The following is a 19,325-nucleotide window of genomic DNA, read 5'->3' on the forward strand; positions in this document are numbered from 1 at the left end:
TTACATAAATCCGACCTTACGAATATGCTCCATCATCAGTCTTACCTTGTGATCATCCACTCGGGACCATTCAAATCCAAGCTTGCGCAAAAGCTGGTCACTTTTGCTGTTCCTCAACAGGAAGAGCGTCTTGCTTGCCCCCTCAAAAAAGACATTCGAGTGGACCAAAATCCGGGCAATCTCCTGCTGTGTATCTGGTTGATTATATTGTGCAAGCATATATTCAGTGAATTCATTCATAGGCATTGCCTCGACATGTATTTCCGCTTGGCCTAGCAGATCGGCAAAGTCCCTCATGCTGATCTGATGGCTATTGTACAGATGATAAGTCTCATTACTCAGATGTTTCCGGTCAAATAGAAGCACGACGGCTTCGGCTACCTCATCTACAAAGGAGAAATTCATCGTCTTCTGCTGGATATCCGGCACCTTGCCAAGCGTCACAAGTGACTTGATAAGAGAATAAAAGGCATTGTCCGAGATATTCTCCTGGAACACCCCTGAATGTGAATCAAATACCAGGTTACCTACTCTAAATACATTCGATGTCAATCCTGTCTTCCGGGCTTCAACGATCTCTTGCTCAGCCTCCAGCTTTGTCATGACATAATAGTTGTCCAAGCTCTGCCCGACATGACCATCGTACTCCGTGTACAGAATGCTGCTCTGATCCTCTATCCATCCGCTTCCCACGCTTGTCGTGGAGACGAAATTGTAATCCTTCTTCTTCCCGGCATTAGCAAAATCAATCAGCCTGCGGTTCCCTTCCACATTGACGGCTACGAACTCCTCATAATGCCCGAAATGCTTCACGTTCGCCGCTGTATTCATGACAGCATCCACCGTGTTCGCCAAGCGCTCATAACGTTCCTCGCTCAGTCCGAAGGCCTCCTCGGTCAGATCCCCGCGGAACACAATCAGCCGGCCCTCCCAGCCATGCTGCCAGCCAAGCTCACTCCCAAAATGAAACCTCAGCTTTGCCTGCAGCCGTTCCAGCGCCTCGGCATCGTTCGCTCCGCGTACAGGTACGTGAATTGTGTAATCTGTCTTCTGCAGCAATTGATAGAGAATATGGATGCCTAGGTATCCCGTTGCACCGGCCAGCAGAATATCATGATAATCTGACCGTTCGGTAAGGTTGATATGGTCATAATTTCGATTTCTCATCCGGTACTCTCTCAGGCTTCTGCGGATACCACCATCAAGAATAGTAGCTCCAGTCTGCCCGGTAGCAGAAGCTTGTTGAAGAGCTTGTACGAATCCCTTCAACCGATCCTTGGAATATTTAATATGATCCGCCAAGGTCCGAACGGTCGGGTGCTCGAAAATATCGTTAATTCCTACTTCGAAATCAAGAGCAAGCCTGGAGACCACCTGAATCGCCTTAATGGAATTGCCGCCAAGTCTGAAGAATTCATCATCAATGCCGATCATTTCCACACTCAAAATGTCCCTCCACACCTTCAGGATGGTCGCATCCACGTCATTTCTTGGTGGGACGAGTGTGCTAGCCTGTCCTAATGCAGGCTCAGGTAATGTCTTGCGGTCAATCTTGCCGCTCGGTGATAAAGGCATCTGCTCCAGCTGCATCCAGGCAGACGGCACCATGTAGTCTGGCAGTTCCTCCAGCAGCTGCTGCCGCAGCTCCTCTGGCTCCAGCTCAGCTTCCGCTGTAATATACGCCGCCAGATACTTCTCTCCCTGCTGGTCCGAGCGGGCCACCACAGCCACCTCCCGCACCAAAGGATGCTTTTGCAATTGCTGCTCAATCTCGCCCAGCTCGATCCGGAAGCCGCGAATCTTCACCTGATCGTCGATGCGCCCCAGGAACTCCAGCGTCCCTCCTGGCAGCCAGCGCACCAGATCCCCGGTCCGATACAGCTTCTGCCCGGTCTCATACGGATGGTCCACGAACTTCTCCGCTGTCAGCTCTGGCCGATTCAGATATCCTCGCGCCAGACCGTCTCCCGCGATGCACAGCTCACCTGCTGCTCCGAGTGGTAACAGCTGCTGTTGGGGGTCCAGCACATAGAGGCGGGTGTTGGCTATCGGCTTGCCAATAGGCACCGTAGAGAGTTCCATATCCGCTGCCTGATAGGTCCACGTCGTGGCTATGACCGTCGATTCACTCGGGCCATAGGCATTCATGTATTCCACGTGGTCCTTCCAGCGCGTCACCAGCTCCTTCGTAATGGCCGAGCCGCCGGTCACCAGCTTCCTTAGCTTCGGCAGGCTCTCCGGCTCCAGATTCGCCAGATACGTTGGCGGCAGCAACGCGATCGTAATCTCCTGCTCGTTCATATAGCGAGCGAATTCATTCAGATGGTTAATCACATCCCGCGAGATCAAATGCAGCGTGCCGCCGCCCAGCCAGATTGTGAACATCTCCCAGACCGAGGCATCGAACGAGCTGCTGGCGAATTGCAGCATCCGGTCGGCTCCGCTCACGCCCCAGTGGTCCGCGAAGTACTGCTGGAGATTGAGCACGCCCCGATGCTCCACCATGACCCCTTTAGGCCGTCCCGTCGAGCCTGAGGTGTAGATGATGTAGGCCAGATCATTCGGGCTGTTCACCCGCTCCAGATTGATGCTATCCTCCGGTGCGGCTACCTGAACGTACTCTGCACCTACCTCGATGATCCTGTCCTCTGCATAAGCCCCTGCCTTGTCGCACAGCTGCTGCTGGGTCAGTAGCAACGAGGCTCCGCTATCCTCCAGCATGTACTGAATCCGCTCCTCAGGATAGTTCGGGTCGATCGGCAGATAGGCTCCGCCAGCCTTGAGCGTCGCCAGGACGCCGATGACCATCTCCGTTGAGCGCTCCATCATGATCGCCACGATATCATCTGGCTGCACGCCTCGTCCTCTCAGCGTACGAGCCAGACGGTTCGCCCGCGCATTCAGCTCCCGATAGGTCAGCAGCTGTCCATCCCACACGAGAGCCGAATGGTCTGACCTACTCGCAGCCTGTTCCTCGAATCGCTCCTGGATGGTCTGCTCTCGCGGATAGTCTGCGGCGGTCTGATTGAAGTCATGAAGCTGTACGTTTCTCTCGTCCTCCGCTACGACCTCAATGGCATCAATCCGTATGCCCGGGGCTTGGATAATCTCACGGATCACCCTCCGTACTTGTGATGCTAGCCGTTCCACAAAGCTTCTATTGTAAGCCAAGCGATTGTAACGGAACTTGATCTGCAACCCGCTTCCAGGCATCACTATGAAATTAAAATCATAGTTCGTCTGCTCAGACACCTGCGCGGCCAGAATGCGCACATCAGTGTCAGTTCCACTACGTCCCTTAACGACCTCCTCCATTGGGTAGTTCTCGAAAGCCATTAGCGTGTGCACCAATTCACTGCCTTGAGCTGTCCGTGACTGGATTTCCGCGAGTGGAGAATAGTGATGCTGCTCTGCCTCCAGTGCCTCACGCTGTAATTTGCCTAACAAGGCTGAAAAGGTCTCATCCTGGTCTGCCTGAACCCTGACAGGGATCGTGTTGATGAACAGGCCTACCATCCGCTCCACGCCCTGAATCTCCGCAGGTCTTCCTGATACGACGGATCCGAATACGACATCTCTCGTATTGTTATACCGTTGCAGCAGCACACCCCAGACTGCCTGCATTAATGTACTCAGTGTGGCACCATTGTCCCTAGCGATGCTCTCCAGGCTCATTTTCGTCTCCCCAGCAATTACAAAGTCATACTCATCCTGCTGATACCTCGCATGGACTATGCCATTCTGGTTGCGAGGCAGTAGCGCCGGGTTCTCGTAATCGGCCAAGTAACGCTCCCAATAGGAGGCCGTCTCATGGTCTTCCCGTTGTTCCAGCCAGCGGATATATTGGCCATAAGGATATGCAGGTCCTAATTGAGGTTCTTTCCCTTGCTGCAGCGAATGGTATACCTCCAATAGTTCTTTGAAGACAATCCCAAGACACCAGCCATCCATAATGATATGGTGAAAGCTCCAGACCAGACGATAGCTGTCTGTGCTCATGCGGATTAAGGCAACTCTGATCAGCGGGTCCCGAGTAAGATCAAAACCTCTTGCCTTGTCCTTCTCCAGATATGACTGTAGATAGTTCTCTTGCTCCTTCTCCGACAAGAAAGAGATATATTGATAGAATAGGTCCACTGGTCGTTTCTGAAGTACGACCTGAATGGGTTTTTCCACCCTTTCATAGATAAAGGCTGTACGCAAAATATCATGCCGCTGGATCAAGTGACGGAAGGACTGCTCCAGCAATTCTTTATCGAGCTCTCCCTCCAGATGCAGCACAGCTTGCTCAAAATAAGCAGGGGAGTCCTTTTCCTTCAGAAAATGAAACAGCATGCCGGATTGCATCGGACTCAGCGTGTACATGTCTGTAATCTTGGCCTTTACACCCGCGAACCTGCGATAGACCTCCTCAATCTCTAATGAAGTGATATCGCTGGAGCTTATATCGCTTGTCGTCAGCTCCGTATATTCCCGCGTCGCGCAATGCTCAATGATGTGCTGCAAATGGCGTCTGAAGCTCTCCGCTACTCGCTTCATCGTGGCATTATCGTATTCGTCCTTATGATAAGCGAAGCTCAGACACAGTCTACCTTCTCTTACGCTGCCGTTAATATCCAGACAGTAAGGTCTAGGCATGTCTGGTGACACCGTTCCATACGTGAGTACATCTGCAATGGTAAAGACGCCAATATCAGTGTCTTCGTCAAATTGCCCGAGATAGTTGAAGCTGATCTCTGGTTGCAACCGGGATATAGGGCTCATTTGTTCTTTATTTTTTGACATATACTTCAAAATACCGTAGCCCATCCCTTTATGTGGAATACGTCGTAGCCCTTCCTTGATGCTCTTGATCCGGGAGGACAACTCCCCGGCCCCCGCCATGTCCAGCACGACAGGAAATTGAGCCGTGAACCAGCCTACTGTTCTGCTGATATTGATATCACTGACAATCTGCTCGCGACCATGCCCCTCCAGATTCACAAGCACTTGCTCTTCTCCTGTCCATTCGTGAACAGCCTCAACTAGCGCGGTCAATAGGATATCGTTAATTTCTGTATTGTAGGCCTTGTTCACTTCTTTCAGCAGTCGGGTGGTCTCCAGCTCATCCAGCATGACCTCTACCTGTCTGATACCTGCCATGGTTCGTTCTTGCACAGGGTAGTCCTTCGGAACAGGCTTGATCTCCAGCTGATCCAACTCCCGCCAATAAGCCAGCTCCTGTTTCAGCTCCTCGCTGTCAGCATAGGTCTGAAGCCGCTCAGACCACATCAGGAAGGAATCTGTCTTCTCTTGAAACGTGACAGGCTGCCCTTCTTCCGCCTGACGATACCCCATTGCCATATCCTCGAACAGAATACGCCAGGATACGCCATCTACGACAAGATGATGAATGCTTATACAGAGATAGTCCCCGACTGTCGTTCGGAACAGACCTGCCTGCACCAATGGACCCTGCTGAATATCCATACCTTGCTGCAGCTCGGCGGAAGCTTCCTTGACGGCTTCGATAGGCTGGTCAAGAGCTGTAAAATCCTTCACTTCCAATGAATAGAACTGACCCTCCATGTCCCTGTTGAACAGAACTGCTTGTCCCTCGTGCTCTCGCACTACCAGGCGCAGTACATCATGATGTGCTACCAGTCTGTCAAATACACGTCTTAGCAGCGCCTCATCAAAGCCCTCTGCCCGACGCAGCAGAACCGACTGATTGAAATGATGCTTGGCAGCAAACGGCTGCTCAAAGAACCAGCTCTGGATAGGAGTCGTTACGATCCTTCCGTTTACCGTGCCCTGGAATGCCCTCCGCACCTCCGATTGGACACAGGCACTTAACTCCTCAATGAGCGGATGGTCAAACAGATCCTTGAGCTGCAGCTGCAATTTGTAGTCATGGAGCTTGGATACAATCTGAATCGCCTTAATGGAATCCCCGCCAAGGTTAAGGAAGTGGTCTCGGATGCCGACTCGCTCCACCTTCAGGACCTGCTCCCATACCTTCACCAGGATCTGTTCAATTACGGTGCGGGGTGCCACGTAGGCTACCGTTCCTGTATTCGTCCGCTGAATCGGCTCAGGCAGCACCTTACGGTCAATCTTGCCGCTCGATGATAAGGGCATCTGCTCCAGCTGCATCCAGGTCGACGGTACCATGTAGTCTGGCAGTTCCTCCAGCAGCTGCTGCCGCAGCTCCTCTGGCTCCAGCTCAGCTTCCGCTGTAATATACGCCGCCAGATACTTCTCTCCCTGCTGGTCCGAGCGGGCCACTACAGCCGCCTCCCACACCAAAGGATGCCTCTGCAATTGCTGCTCAATCTCGCCCAGCTCGATCCGGAAGCCGCGAATCTTCACCTGATCGTCGATGCGGCCCAGGAACTCCAGCGTTCCTCCTGGCAGCCAGCGCACCAGATCTCCGGTTCGATACAGCTTCTGCCCCGCATCATACGGATGGTTCACGAATTTCTCCGCTGTCAGCTCCGGTCGATTCAGATATCCTCGCGCCAGACCGTCTCCCGCGATGCACAGCTCACCTGCTGCTCCGAGTGGTAACAGCTGCTGTTGGGGGTCCAGCACATAGACGCGGGTGTTGGCTATCGGCTTGCCAATCGGCACCGTAGAGAGCTCCATATCCGCTGCCTGATAGGTCCACGTCGTGGCTATGACCGTCGATTCACTCGGGCCATAGGCATTCATGTATTCCACGTGGTCCTTCCAGCGCGTCACCAGCTCCTTCGTGATCGCCGAGCCGCCGGTCACCAGCTTCCTCAGCTTTGGCAGGCTCTTCGGCTCCAGATTCGCCAGATACGTTGGCGGCAGCAACGCGATCGTAATCTCCTGCTCGTTCATATAGCGAACGAATTCATGCAGATGGTTGATCACATCCCGCGAGATCAAATGCAGCGTGCCGCCGCCCAGCCAGATTGTGAACATCTCCCAGACCGAGGCATCGAACGAGCTGCTGGCGAATTGCAGCATCCGGTCGGCTCCGCTCACGCCCCAGTGGTCCGCGAAGTACTGCTGAAGATTGAGCACGCCTCGATGCTCCACCATGACCCCTTTAGGCCGTCCCGTCGAGCCTGAGGTGTAGATGATGTAGGCCAGATCATTCGGGCTGTTCACCTGCTCCAGATTGATGCTATCCTCCGGTGCGGCTACCTGAACATACTCTGCGCCTACTTCGATGATCCTGTCCGCTGCGTAAGTCCCTGCCTTGTCGAGCAGATGCTGTTGGGTCAGCAGCAACGAGGCTCCGCTGTCCTCCAGCATGTACTGAATCCGCTCCTCGGGATAGTTCGGGTCGATCGGCAGATAGGCTCCGCCGGCCTTGAGTGTCGCCAGGACGGCGATGACCATCTCCGGTGAGCGCTCCATCATGATCGCCACGATATCATCTGGCTGCACGCCTCGTCCCCTCAGCGTACGAGCCAGACGGTTCGCCCGTGCATTCAGCTCCTGATAGGTCAGCAGCTGTCCATCCCACACGAGGACCGGATGGTCTGCCCTGCTCGCAGCCTGTTCCTCGAATCGCTGCTGTATGGTCTGCTCTCGCGGATAGTCCACGGCGGTCTGATTAAAGTCCTGAAGCTGGACGCTACGCTCATCCTCAGGCACAATGTTAATGTGCGAGATCAGCCTATCGCTGTGTTCCATTCCCTGCGCAAACAAATGCCTGAAATGGCGAATAACATCCTCCATAGGAATAAATCCAGCAAAAGTCTGAATGCGATAGTCAAAATTAACAGCTACATCCCCCTCTCCTTCATGTCCCCAGATCAGGAGTGTGAGCGCATTTCTTTCATGATGATGCGTCATCGTTACGTTGCCGCAGATCGTATCTTGGAAGGCGTTGCTAATATCCTGTTCCTCGAAGGACAGCGAAATATCGAACAAATTCCCTTTATTCTGGGAATGCTCGTACACAGCTCTCTGTATTTCCCCGAGAGGCATCTTCTGATGGCGGTAGCACTGCATCAGTTCTCTCTTAATGAATCTCAGCAATTCCTTGAAGGTCATGTCCTGCCCCGGGCTGATCCGCAGCGGTAGAACGTTGGCAAAGTGTCCAAGCGTCTGCTTGTACTGTACCTTACTGCGGTTAAAGACCGGCACGCCGATCACAAGCTCGCTGCGGTTACACACCCGGCTGAAATACAGGAACAGCAGTCCCAAGAAATAATGGAAGGAAGAGCAGCCCTCTGCCTTACAGAATTCCAGCATCTGATTATACTGTGTCTTATGAATAGCCAGCGTCTGTCTATCGCTCCATATAGAATCTTCACTGTCCCTTCCACGGACTGCCTCCTTGCCAAAGAGTGGCTCTGGAAGGGTGGCCAGCTTGTTTTTCCAAAACTCTCTATCCTTCAAAAACGTCGCAGACTGCAGGTACTCCTGATTGTCGAGGATGAAATCAGTATAGGAGTAAGTCGCTGTATTCGAATCTACTATGCCTTGTGCTAGGCTATTGTAGTTATCCATCATTCGATTAATCAGCAGGGCAAATCCCCAGCCGTCAATTATGAGATGGTAGCCTTTGAGTAGTATGAAATATGTATTAGTATCTGCTTGTAACAAATGAAACTGAAAATAGTAATCGTCAGACTGAAATGGCTTCAAAAATTCCGTTCTCATCCACGCTTGGCAATACTTCTTCGGGTCTTCCTGCTTAGAAAAATTATGAAATGGCAGCTTATAGTCCACCTCGGGCAATAGAGTCAGGCGAGGCTCCCCCTTGTGATCCGTCAGGCGAATTCTGAGAGAATCATTGTCATGGATCAGCCTCATGATAGCCCTCTCCAGCCGTCCTGCATCAAGTGGACCCTTTACCTCTATATAACCCCCGATGTTGTATATAGGCTTGTCTGGATGCATACATTGCTCAAGCCATATGTCCTTCTGATAAGCACTTAACGGATATTCCTCACTGATGATCATGCTCATGTTCATCATTATTGCAATCTCTCCTTTTCTAGGCATATTTATGGCAACTACAATTGTCTTGTTTCAATACCGCACTGATCCGTTAAAGCGATAACCCGAGCCTTTTCATCCCCCTTTTCCTTACTATATTTCGCTCGACCTACTGGCAGAAGGCAGAAGCTGTATGGTGTATGGCTAACTTTTACATACACTATTTTAAATATCGGAAATAATTTAAAAAAATATAGTATTTTAGTGTAAAATATAAAAAATTACATTAAAGTTATTGTATGATCATTAAAGAATGTATTGTAAGACATATGATCTATAGGGAAAAACAAAAAATCTTTAATTAACATCAAATACAGTATAGAATTCAAAAAAAGAGTTTGTTTATACATAAAAATCCAACAAGCATGAGGAGCGAGTGATGAATTGATGGGGACAAATATGACAAAGACACCTTCCATGCAACTACGCAGGCTAGGGAACTCCGATCTGAGATTATCGGCACTTGGGCTTGGGTGCTGGCAGTTCAGTAATGGACAGGGGCTTGTCGGCAAATTTTGGCCAGCCATGTCCAAAGAGGTGATGAGAGACATCATTCAGACGAGTCTGGAGGGCGGGATCAATTGGTTCGATACGGCTGAAGCCTATGGTGGCGGTCAGTCCGAGCAGCTGCTGGCTGCCATGCTGAAGGAGCTTGGAGGTACACTCGCAGATGAGGCCAGGATTGCCACCAAATGGTGGCCTGCGTTTCGCACGGCTGGCAGCATTCCAGCAACGATTGATGAGCGTATTCGACAGCTGGATGGCCGGACGATTCACCTTTACCAGGTGCACTCTCCCTACTCCTTCTCTTCTGTCAAAGCTGTTATGAAGGAAATGGCTAGTCTCGCTGTACAGCGAAAGGTTCAATATGTGGGAGTAAGCAACTTCTCTGCACAGCAAATGCGGGAAGCGGATCGCGTGCTGCGAGAATACGGGCTTCGATTGGCAGCCAATCAAGTAAAATACAGCCTGCTCGACCGTACCATTGAGAGGAATGGGGTACTGGAAACCGCTCAGGAGCTGGGGGTGGCCATCATCGCTTACTCCCCGCTGATGCAAGGAATATTGACCGGGAAATTTCATGAGAATCCATCACTGATTCGATCCATAAAAGGCCCGCGCAAATGGACTCGAGCCTTTCGTCCTTCTGGGCTGGAGCAATCCAGACCCTTAATTGAGGAGCTTGAACACATAGCAAGCCATTATAACGTAGCACCCACACAAGTTGCCCTGAATTGGCTGGTTAATGCGCATGGAGAGCAGGTGTTTGCAATTCCCGGCGCTTCCAAGAAGCATCATGCTGAGGCAAATGTAAAGGCATTGGAGTTCGTACTGACAGCAGAGGAGATCGACAGGCTTGATCGCTGCTCCAAACAGGTACTTGGCATGAAGTAACAGAAAGAGCCCCTGTACGTGATCTCCGCACAAGGGCTCTGTGTATGTGTATCCGAGGCGCTGGCCTGCTTATTACAGTATCTTGGCTGGCTAGTAATCTCTTGACCAAGACCGAAAAACGATTGAGATTTAATTCATCTCCGCTTGCTGCTCAGGAGAGTTGCTCCACCGGAGCTGACTCCTCACTGTACAGCTTGGCCTTGGCATTTCCCGTCGACCAGGTCTGGAAATACAGTGAATTTTTGCCGTAAGAATTATCAATTACAATATGCGGAATGTCCAAGAGGCATGCAAGAATATGTCCATGCAAACGGGAGGTACGCACTTCACGGTAGGAGCTGAACAGATCCACGGCCTTACTCATTAGATGGTCTGTATACTTATACCAGAATACCCGTGTGGGAAGCGGGCCGCCGATCTTTTTGTCAAGACGGTAAAATTTCTGGAAATATTCTATGCCACGAATCTCGAACGGTGTGAACAAGGTATCCCAATCCCGACGATGATCCGCATCTGCTTCACGATCGAACTGCTGCTGATCCTTCACCGTCTCAATATCATTGCGCAGGAAATAGAGCACCTCCTGCTGTGGGGCAGAAGTCGTCTTGAGCGGCCATAATTGATGCGCCATATCCGGACACATCTGGATATCGCAGTTGTTGAATTTCTCAGAGGCGTAGGCGTAAGAACGTGTATCCCTTACAAAGATGTGCATATCAGGATGGCTGTTGAACAACGTCGCTGCTTCATTGGCCTTGGCCTCACTCTGAAAGTGGATCGTCTGCGGCATGACTACAATCCGATGCGTTGGAAAGTCACGCACGACCTTCTCTCTGAGATTCTGGTGATTCAGATACAAGTCCCCGAAGTTCCCACCCCCGTGACAGACGATAATCCAGTCCTTCGGGACATTCAGCTTATCGGGAAAATCCATGGCACTATATCGGGCACGGACACGGATACCATTTGCCTTGAAGAACGCCTCCGTTCCCTTCATGATCAGCACGTCTCCGCCGTTGTTATACACCGGGTAGTCTACATAAGCGATGTTTGAGCCTGGCGGGACCACCTTCAGGATCATCTTCAGCTTGTTCTTGAGCTCATCCATTGGATGCAAGTTTGCCATCGTTCAGTTCTCCCTTCTTGCGCTTCTTGTGTATCATTTCCATGAGGAAAGTAAAATCGTGTCTGTCGAATATGATTCGCCGGAGCGGAACCCCAAAAAATACAGGGAATGAAAAAACGGAAAAGACAAGTCTGACACAGGCCCCGGACAACAGAGCAAGCGCAATACCCTCCAGCCCTAGCAGAGGGGTAAATACGAAGAACAGAACTACGGTAATCGCATAGGCGACGATTTGCCGAATTAGCACAAGCCCTGGGCGACCAAGCGCGTTGAAGGCTGAAGCCAGAATCCATGAGCCGCCTCCGACTATGCATTCCAGCGACAATAGATAGAAGGTCGTGGATGCCTCCAGAAATGACGATCCGTAGAGCAGACCCAGCATATATCGACCAACAAAGAGACTGGGGACAATCACGATCAGCATAAGCGCCATGGAGATGCGGAACGCACGCCCCACCGTCTCGATAATCTTCTGCTGTGCCATCCCCGTTACCTTGGGGAAGGTAACGTTGGTAACCGCGTTCTGCACGACATTGAAGACACGAGAGAGCGCAAAGACGACGGAGTATAACCCGAAGTCACGTGGGGATAGCAGCGCTACGATGACAATCTTATCCGTCTGGGTAGACAAGGTGCCCATCAGCTCCATACCGTACACTCTGGCTCCGTAATTGTAATAAGGGCGCATGACCTTGCGGTCCATGAAGTGCTTGAAGGAGCGAAGCTTGAGTGACCCACCTAATTGATACAGCGCCCATAGCAGGGCCGCGATACTAGCCACGAGGTTGATGGCTGCTGCAATCTGCACCGTCAAGAGCCCCATCAGCCAGACGACAACCAGACCAACGAAGTTAACAAATGGATACAGGAATAGCAACCCGTTATAAACCTTGAATTTCTCAAGGCTTTGAGAGAGCGCCGTTGTAAGAGCCGTAAGTACCGCTGCCGGTATGGCAGCTATGGCATATAGCTGTGCCAGTTGAATGATCTCTGGTCCATATCCATTCAGCCACATCGGCATGAAGAGCCAAGCAATGCCCGCTGAGAGTAGACTGGCTGGTAATTGGATCAAGAGCGATAGGCCGATCAGGTCCTCCGTATTGCCCGTCTTGTTCTTCACGTTGTAGATCAGCGAGGTCGGCAGTCCGAAGCTGAGCACACTCCCGATGAGCACCGGCCAGAAGATCACCGCGGCCAGCTCTCCTTTTCCCTCTACACCCAGCATGCGTGCAGTCAGGATCGAGGTCAGAGTCGTGACGATGAGCACAAAAAAATTGTTAAAGCTCGTTCGCATGATGGTCTTGGCGAGTCCTTCACCTGAGAAGAACTGCTTCGCTGATGTCCATGCGCTCATTCACTCCACCTCCTTCTGACGCCACTATACCATTCGAATGCATTCAACCAAGCGCCTCCCTGGAGAACATGGACTTGAGTGCTTTGGTATATCCACGGATGGCCGAATTATTCTTCTTGGGTCTTTCTCGTAATATAAAATACAGTGTAGTCCAGCACAGTGCTGCATAGGGCACCACTCCTGCGCGCTCATCCCGCAGCAGATGCACATGATTCATAACTCTCATATACGCTACATGCTCCATGTTATCCCTTGAGGACGGGGACTCATGGTGCTGAAGCTTCAGCACCGGATTGATCAACAATGGCCCGTGTTTCCGTGCGATCCGTGACAGCAACAGGTCCTCACCAACGCTATAGCTCTGCAGCCAACTGACAGGCTTGATCGAACGAATGGCCTCCCGTCGGAACGACATGTTACAGCCGTGAAAGAATTCAGACTTGAAGGTACGACGTGCTCTGTGCCAGTTGTACATGGAGCCAGACTGGCCACTTAACGACAGCCGCCCCATAAAAGGAGACTGCTGGAAGGATAGCAAGCAACGAAGCGTACCCATCAGGCTGTTCCTCATCCCAAGCGCGATACCGCCTACACCTGCAGCATCGGGGTTCTCGCGGTAAGTCCTCATCAGATTGTCAATGTAATCCACAGGCAGCTCAACATCATCATCGAGGAACAGAATGATATCGCCGGCTGCGATCTCAACCGTCTTGACCCGGGACAGCCACAGTCCGGGCTGGTCCTTCCTGTAGTAACGAAAGGAAAAGCCTGCCCGCTCCAATCCCTCATTCATCTCAGCTCTTAGCTTGGGGCATAGATCTCCATCATCCACCACCAGCACCTCGGCTTGAAGAGAGGGCTCCGTCATTCGGCTAGCTGCTATGGAAGCGGCACAGCGGGCCAGATCCTCCTCCCGGTTACGCGTGCATATAGCAATCGTCAAATCCATCCGTGCTCCTCCTCTCATCTGCCATGATTCATCATGCCTTCTCCGGCGATAACCGGGCATTCATATATTCCTTATACGATTCTTTGCGGGGATTCAGGACGAACAGCATTCCTGCTGCGTAGCCCTTCACGGCATTAAAATTGCGCTTCAGGGATTCCTTCCCCATGAGATACGTTAGCGTCCAGAGCAAGGCCACATAATGCCTCATGCCTGCCTGCTTCAGGTTCAGGAAATAATAATGATTCACTGCCGTTGCCTTAGCGACGCGTCCCGCATTATCCCGGGAACGAGGCGATTCATGATGCAGGATCTGAAGGCTGGGATCGATGATTAGTGTGCCGTACTGGCTCGCCAGATGGCACATATATAGATCATCTGCCACAGCATAGCTTGTCATCCACGGATATGGCAGCATATCCTTCAGTGCCTTGCGACGGAATGACATGTTGCAGCCATGGAAAAATTCAGTCCGAAATGGCTGCTCCGCCTCATGCCACCGCAGCAGTGAGCCGGCCAGCCCGCTTGCTGACAATCTGCCAAGAGATGCTGACATCTGGAATGTCAAAATACCGAGCAGCTTCCCGGCCCGGCTCGTACTCAACCCCTTGGCGATGCCTCCCACACCTACAATCCGTTCATCCTGGTGATAGGTATCCAACAGCCGCCGGATATATAGCGGATCATCTAGCTCCGCATCGTCATCAAAATACAGCACAATATCGTATTGAACCATGGATAGGGCCTCATAGCGAGACAGCCACACTCCTGGCTTCGATTTCTTATAATAGACTACACGACTGCCAGACAGCCGGGAGAGCAGGCTTCTAAATTCACCGAGCACCTCTTCCGGAATATTTCCGTCGTCCACAATAAGCAGTTCAACCGCATCTCCCTCCAGGTTCTGCTGAATGGAAATGGATCGAATCAGGCGCGTCAGATCTTCAATCCGATTACGGGTGCATATAATGATGGACAATTCAGACATGCTCCATTCCCTCCTGCCTCATTCTTCCAATTGCTGGTTCTTAATAACTCAATTGTAGCTGTGTGTACAAAAGACTGTACATACCACTTTCGTATACTTTTTACATGGGTCAATATGAGCAAACACCTTATGGAATAAGACATCTCAGGGTATCGAAAAGCAAGACCAGGCGGGTATGCGTAGGGAATTCCGGGGGATAAGCTCTATCTATAAATCAGGTACTTCGGCATAAAAAAGAAGCGTAAGCTGCCGAGGCTTAACGCTTCTATACACGCTGTGGTTCCATTCGCAGAAGGAAATCATTTCAATAATCCAAAAACAGGGTTGCGTTCACATAGCGACGGGCCATGGACAAAAAATAAGAGTTCTGCACGGACACGACGGCCACCAGTAAAGTATTGCACAGCGCCTCACGCTGAGCTGGTTGGAGATGTCCCAGATTCTCCGTGTATTTGGCAGCTACTCGGAGCAGCATATCCTCGGTCAATACTCCGCCCAAGCCGCCCGCAGCGGCTCCCGATGGAATGTCGAACATTCCGTCCTCGTTCGCATCCAGCTCCTCGAACATAGACGCATAGGCTGCATACAGCTCCACAGGCTGCATCAGATCATCCGCATCATCGTCAGGCTGGCCGAACAGCAGTTGGAACAATCTACGGATGGATTCAAAATCAAGACTGGACTTGAGATCCTCAATAATCAACAGCAACGCTGCTTGATTCACCGAGTATTTCTTGCCAATTTTGGGAGCACCCAAAAATTCGCGAAAGTCACGCTTGACCCAGTTCTGCATCGAGGCAAGCGAGACGTGGCTATATTCCACCAGCTGTGCGAGGGAAGCGATCTCCTGGAGAGAGAAGGCTCCGTGTTTTTTTCCTTTGATAATCTTGTCCAGTACCGGATGGATCTCGGTGCTTACAAACGTAGGCAGCGCCCTGCCAGAACCAAGCTTGTCCGCATGACTTTTTCTCCAGGCTGCCTGAAGTACAGTCAAGGGCGGTTGCTCTCGACGGTGATCCAGAGCAAGCAGTAAATGCGCCATATCTCGGCGTGTCAGGGTAAAAGATTCCATAGTCCTTCCTCCTTTCAGAGCTCAGCTATCAACGAAGCAAGCTGTCATTTGAAGTTCATGCGAACCCATCATACGCCCCCGGAAGTGTCCTTGTAAAGGGGAGATACAAAAGAGCGCTACGGAACGAGTGAGCCCCATTCTTCCTTCTTTTCCGCCTAATTCGGCCCTTAGAAGGTTAATAGCTTTCTTTTTGACAGTTGTCATATTGATTTTAAGTTCTTACAATAAGTTCATATGAACTTAAATATATATGAAAAGGAATGAGTAAAAATCATATGGACATAGGTGTCAGTCTATTCTTATTTGCGCTATTGATTATATTGAGCGGATTTTTTGTAGCTACGGAGTTCGCAATCATCAAGGTCCGTTCCAGCCGGGTAGACCAATTGGTGGTTGAGGGACGCAAAAATGCGTTAGCACTTCAGCGGGTCGTTAGCAATCTGGATGGCTATCTGTCCGCCTGTCAGCTCGGTATTACGATCACAGCGCTGGGACTTGGCTGGCTCGGTGAACCGACCGTGGTCAAACTGCTGGAGCCCTTGTTCCTCAGTCTGCACATTAACGACGAATTAGGTCACGTTCTTGCTTTTGTCATTTCTTTCATTCTCGTTACTTACCTGCACGTCGTTATTGGTGAATTGGCACCGAAGACGCTGGCCATTCGCAAGGCAGAGAGCGTCAGCCTGCTGACCTCGCAGCCAATCATTTGGTTCAACCGGATTATGTATCCTTTCATCTGGCTCTTAAATGGTTCGGCTAACCGTCTTGTGCGTCTCTTCGGACTACAGCCAGCTTCCGAGCATGAAGAAGCTCACTCCCAGGAGGAGATTCAGATCATTCTGTCCGAGAGTGTGGAGAGCGGCAAGATCAACAATACAGAATACGGATATGTGAATCGTATCTTTGCTTTTGACGAGACCGTTGCCAAAGAAATCATGGTTCCTCGTACGGACATGGTCGTTCTGTATACGACCCGTTCGCTTCAGGAGAACATGCAGACGATACAGGAAGAACAATATACCCGTTTTCCAGTCGCTACGGATAGTAAAGACCAGATCATCGGGATGATTAATACGAAGCAGCTGTTCCTGGAGCACAACAAGAATCCCGAGGTGGACTTCAACTCTCTGATTCAGCCCATTTTGACGGTGCCTGAGGTCATTCCGGTCAATGACCTGCTCAAGCGCATGCAGAAGCAGCAGGTGCACATCGCCTTGCTGGTAGATGAATATGGCGGTACCTCGGGACTGATTACTATTGAGGACATCATCGAGGAGATCGTCGGCGAGATTCGGGATGAATTTGATACAGATGAACGTAGGGAAGTTGAGCCATTGTCGGAGAACAGCTACCTCGTGGATGGCAAGGTGATCCTGTCCGATCTGAGCGACCTGACGGGGCTGGATCTGGAGGATGAAGAAGTGGATACTGTAGGTGGCTGGGTATACAGCCGTGTGCCTGAGCCAAGAATAGGTAAAGAGTTCACTGAAGATCATGTCCGGGTCATCATTCGTGAGATGGGCAAAAACCGGGTACGTCGCGTCGAGATTATCATTGAGAAGGCTGAGGAAGCAGCAGAAGAGCAGCCTAAAGACTAAACTTTTCTTGGTGTCATGCGGTTCTTGACGTCTGGTCCGGTGCACCTCCAGATTGTGGACTTTACTTCCACTCCTACAACTGTATACAATAATGGACAGGGCAATGGGTCTTACCCGTTGCCCTCTATATATGTGTAGGAGGAGACTGGAGTACATGGACTTTATATCTGCAATCATACTGGGAATCATTGAAGGCCTGACGGAATTTCTGCCTGTCTCGTCGACCGGTCACATGATTTTGACTTCACATCTGTTGAATCTGAATACGGATAGTGAGGCGGTCAAGACCTTCGAGGTCATCGTTCAGTTGGGTGCTGTACTCGCTGTCGTGGTGCTGTACTGGGAGAAGTTCCTCAGTCTGTTTGATTTCAGACAGAAGACCCGCAACTCCCTACAGCCGAGGCTCAATCTGCTTCATATCATCATAGCGATGATTCCGGCTTGTCTACTGGGCGTACTGCTCCGCGACGTGATCAAGACTTATCTATTCGGACCTGAGACCGTTGTATACAGTCTTGTGGCTGGCGGTATACTGATGATCATTGCGGAGAAACTCCATCCAAAGGCTACAGCGGAGACCGTCGATGACATTACATACAAGCAGGCCTTTGTTATCGGCATGTTCCAGATTTTGGCGCTCTGGCCTGGCTTCTCTCGCTCCGGCTCCACCATTTCTGGTGGTCTGCTTGCCCGAGTAAGCCATACTGCTGCGGCTGAGTTTACATTTCTGGTATCCGTCCCGATCATGATCGGAGCAACGGGGGTCGATTTGCTTGGAAGTATGGGACACTTATCTATGTCTGATTTCCCGATCTTCGCAGCAGGCTTTATTGCCGCTTTCATCGTGGCCATGCTTGCGATCAAGACGTTCCTGGGCTTGCTCAAGCGTCTGAGTCTGACGGTATTTGCTGTATATCGTTTTGTACTTGCCGCCGTATTCTTCTTCATCATTCTGTAAGTAGAGTAGAGAATATTGGCTTGCCTAAGTTCATAGCTTGCTCGAAAATAAGAAAAATTTCTATTGGCCTGCTCTCATAGAAGATTGACCGTCATTAGCTGAAGTTTTTCTGGCGATCATCGAATGGTTCAGCCTCGCTGAAAACTTATAAATTCTTTTATCTAAAAAAAGACTCCAGCATCGAGCTACAAGATGGTAGAGGTCAGTTCTGACTACGTATCATCGTGACAGCTCGCCCACAATTTGTGGTGCGGAGTCTTTTTGGTATAACAATTGAAAATTGACTGCATTTGCTTACTATCCAGACATTGTCCTCTACCGAAGCTCGTCGCTTAAAAAAATCCTCTTATGTCAGGACTGCACTGCTTTTACTGCTTGGATTCCATGGTCTCAAGGTACTCTGAGACCTGAGTCGGTGTCTTCGCATATTTGCTATGCAGGTGAGCCAGCTTCTCCCCACCCTTGAATACGAGCAGGCTTGGAATCCCACGCACCTGATTGGCCTCAGCAACGGGCAAAAGCTGCTCGGCATCCAGCGCATAAAATTCTTTATCCGGGTGCTGCTCGATAATTCCTCCCATGAATTTGTCCAAGGTCTTGCAATCAGGGCACCAGGTTGCATCAAATTTGATAACGGTCAATACGTCCCGTCCAATAAGCTCTTCATATTGTTGCTGTGTCGTAATTCGTTCCATGTCTATCGTCCTTTCAGTCTACGTGTAGTTAGAATTTGTGTATTTTGCTGACAACCTTCAGGAATCTTAGCAAACGATTAGTACCTTGACCAGATCAAAAGTGAGTAGAGAGCCGCTGCAAACGGGGAGCCCTGTCAACCGCTGTTAAGCTTGTTGTTCTTCGATCTAGATGGATAGCAGTTGAACAGCAAGCTTAAAGGCGAGCACTTCGTTTCTTTAGGGCTTCCCC

10 protein-coding genes are annotated in these 19,325 nt (G+C 50.7%); 3 read left to right on the forward strand and 7 right to left on the reverse strand.

The window, feature by feature from the left end; genetic code table 11:
• The gene (locus tag MKX74_RS23760) at positions 1-8,943 is read right to left on the reverse strand and encodes a non-ribosomal peptide synthetase (RefSeq protein WP_341180007.1); all 8,943 of its coding nucleotides are present in this window, start codon (positions 8,941-8,943) and stop codon (positions 1-3) included.
• Positions 8,944-9,363: 420 nt separating this feature from the next.
• Between MKX74_RS23760 and MKX74_RS23765 the strand changes: the two genes are divergently transcribed.
• Complete coding sequence (locus MKX74_RS23765) at positions 9,364-10,359, forward strand: aldo/keto reductase (RefSeq protein ID WP_341180008.1); 996 nt, start codon at positions 9,364-9,366, stop codon at positions 10,357-10,359.
• A 151-nt stretch (positions 10,360-10,510) separates the two neighbouring features.
• On the opposite strand, the gene MKX74_RS23770 is transcribed toward MKX74_RS23765, so the two are convergent.
• The 5 genes from MKX74_RS23770 to MKX74_RS23790 form a co-directional block, all read right to left on the reverse strand.
• Positions 10,511-11,485: a polysaccharide pyruvyl transferase family protein gene (locus MKX74_RS23770; protein ID WP_028590264.1), complete on the reverse strand. Its 975-nt coding sequence runs from the start codon at positions 11,483-11,485 to the stop codon at positions 10,511-10,513.
• Positions 11,460-12,839 carry a lipopolysaccharide biosynthesis protein gene (locus MKX74_RS23775; protein ID WP_341180009.1) on the reverse strand — a complete coding sequence of 460 codons (1,380 nt, stop codon included), beginning with the start codon at positions 12,837-12,839 and terminating at the stop codon, positions 11,460-11,462. The genes MKX74_RS23770 and MKX74_RS23775 overlap by 26 nt, the downstream gene beginning before the upstream one ends.
• A 43-nt stretch (positions 12,840-12,882) precedes the next feature.
• Positions 12,883-13,788: a glycosyltransferase family 2 protein gene (locus tag MKX74_RS23780; protein WP_341180010.1), complete on the reverse strand. Its 906-nt coding sequence runs from the start codon at positions 13,786-13,788 to the stop codon at positions 12,883-12,885.
• 31 nt (positions 13,789-13,819) lie between these two features.
• A complete protein-coding gene (locus tag MKX74_RS23785; RefSeq protein WP_341180011.1) occupies positions 13,820-14,773 on the reverse strand; it encodes a glycosyltransferase family A protein in 954 nt (317 codons plus the stop codon).
• 304 nt (positions 14,774-15,077) lie between these two features.
• Positions 15,078-15,845, reverse strand: a complete 768-nt coding sequence (locus MKX74_RS23790; RefSeq protein ID WP_018887243.1) for a DUF1836 domain-containing protein — start codon at positions 15,843-15,845, stop codon at positions 15,078-15,080.
• Positions 15,846-16,120: 275 nt separating this feature from the next.
• On the opposite strand from MKX74_RS23790, the gene MKX74_RS23795 reads away from it, so the two are divergent.
• Positions 16,121-17,443: a hemolysin family protein gene (locus MKX74_RS23795; protein WP_028590260.1), complete on the forward strand. Its 1,323-nt coding sequence runs from the start codon at positions 16,121-16,123 to the stop codon at positions 17,441-17,443.
• Between the two features lie 154 nt (positions 17,444-17,597).
• Positions 17,598-18,401 carry an undecaprenyl-diphosphate phosphatase gene (gene bacA, locus MKX74_RS23800; RefSeq protein WP_028590259.1) on the forward strand — a complete coding sequence of 268 codons (804 nt, stop codon included), beginning with the start codon at positions 17,598-17,600 and terminating at the stop codon, positions 18,399-18,401.
• 368 nt (positions 18,402-18,769) lie between these two features.
• Here bacA and MKX74_RS23805 read toward each other — a convergent pair whose 3' ends face one another.
• Positions 18,770-19,096, reverse strand: coding sequence for a thioredoxin family protein (locus tag MKX74_RS23805; RefSeq protein WP_018887240.1), 327 nt, complete (start codon positions 19,094-19,096; stop codon positions 18,770-18,772).
• Positions 19,097-19,325: the final 229 nt, after the last annotated feature.

It is taken from the genome of Paenibacillus sp. FSL K6-1230, from assembly GCF_038002385.1.
GTDB lineage: Bacteria > Bacillota > Bacilli > Paenibacillales > Paenibacillaceae > Paenibacillus > Paenibacillus massiliensis.

Bases quoted from the DNA above. Each gene is read 5' to 3' on its own strand.
- MKX74_RS23760 (WP_341180007.1), bottom strand. From the start codon at position 8,943: ATGATGAACATGAGCATGATCATCAGTGAGGAATATCCGTTAAGTGCT.
- MKX74_RS23765 (WP_341180008.1), top strand. From the start codon at position 9,364: ATGACAAAGACACCTTCCATGCAACTACGCAGGCTAGGGAACTCCGAT.
- MKX74_RS23770 (WP_028590264.1), bottom strand. From the start codon at position 11,485: ATGGCAAACTTGCATCCAATGGATGAGCTCAAGAACAAGCTGAAGATG.
- MKX74_RS23775 (WP_341180009.1), bottom strand. From the start codon at position 12,839: ATGAGCGCATGGACATCAGCGAAGCAGTTCTTCTCAGGTGAAGGACTC.
- MKX74_RS23780 (WP_341180010.1), bottom strand. From the start codon at position 13,788: ATGGATTTGACGATTGCTATATGCACGCGTAACCGGGAGGAGGATCTG.
- MKX74_RS23785 (WP_341180011.1), bottom strand. From the start codon at position 14,773: ATGTCTGAATTGTCCATCATTATATGCACCCGTAATCGGATTGAAGAT.
- MKX74_RS23790 (WP_018887243.1), bottom strand. From the start codon at position 15,845: ATGGAATCTTTTACCCTGACACGCCGAGATATGGCGCATTTACTGCTT.
- MKX74_RS23795 (WP_028590260.1), top strand. From the start codon at position 16,121: ATGGACATAGGTGTCAGTCTATTCTTATTTGCGCTATTGATTATATTG.
- bacA (WP_028590259.1), top strand. From the start codon at position 17,598: ATGGACTTTATATCTGCAATCATACTGGGAATCATTGAAGGCCTGACG.
- MKX74_RS23805 (WP_018887240.1), bottom strand. From the start codon at position 19,096: ATGGAACGAATTACGACACAGCAACAATATGAAGAGCTTATTGGACGG.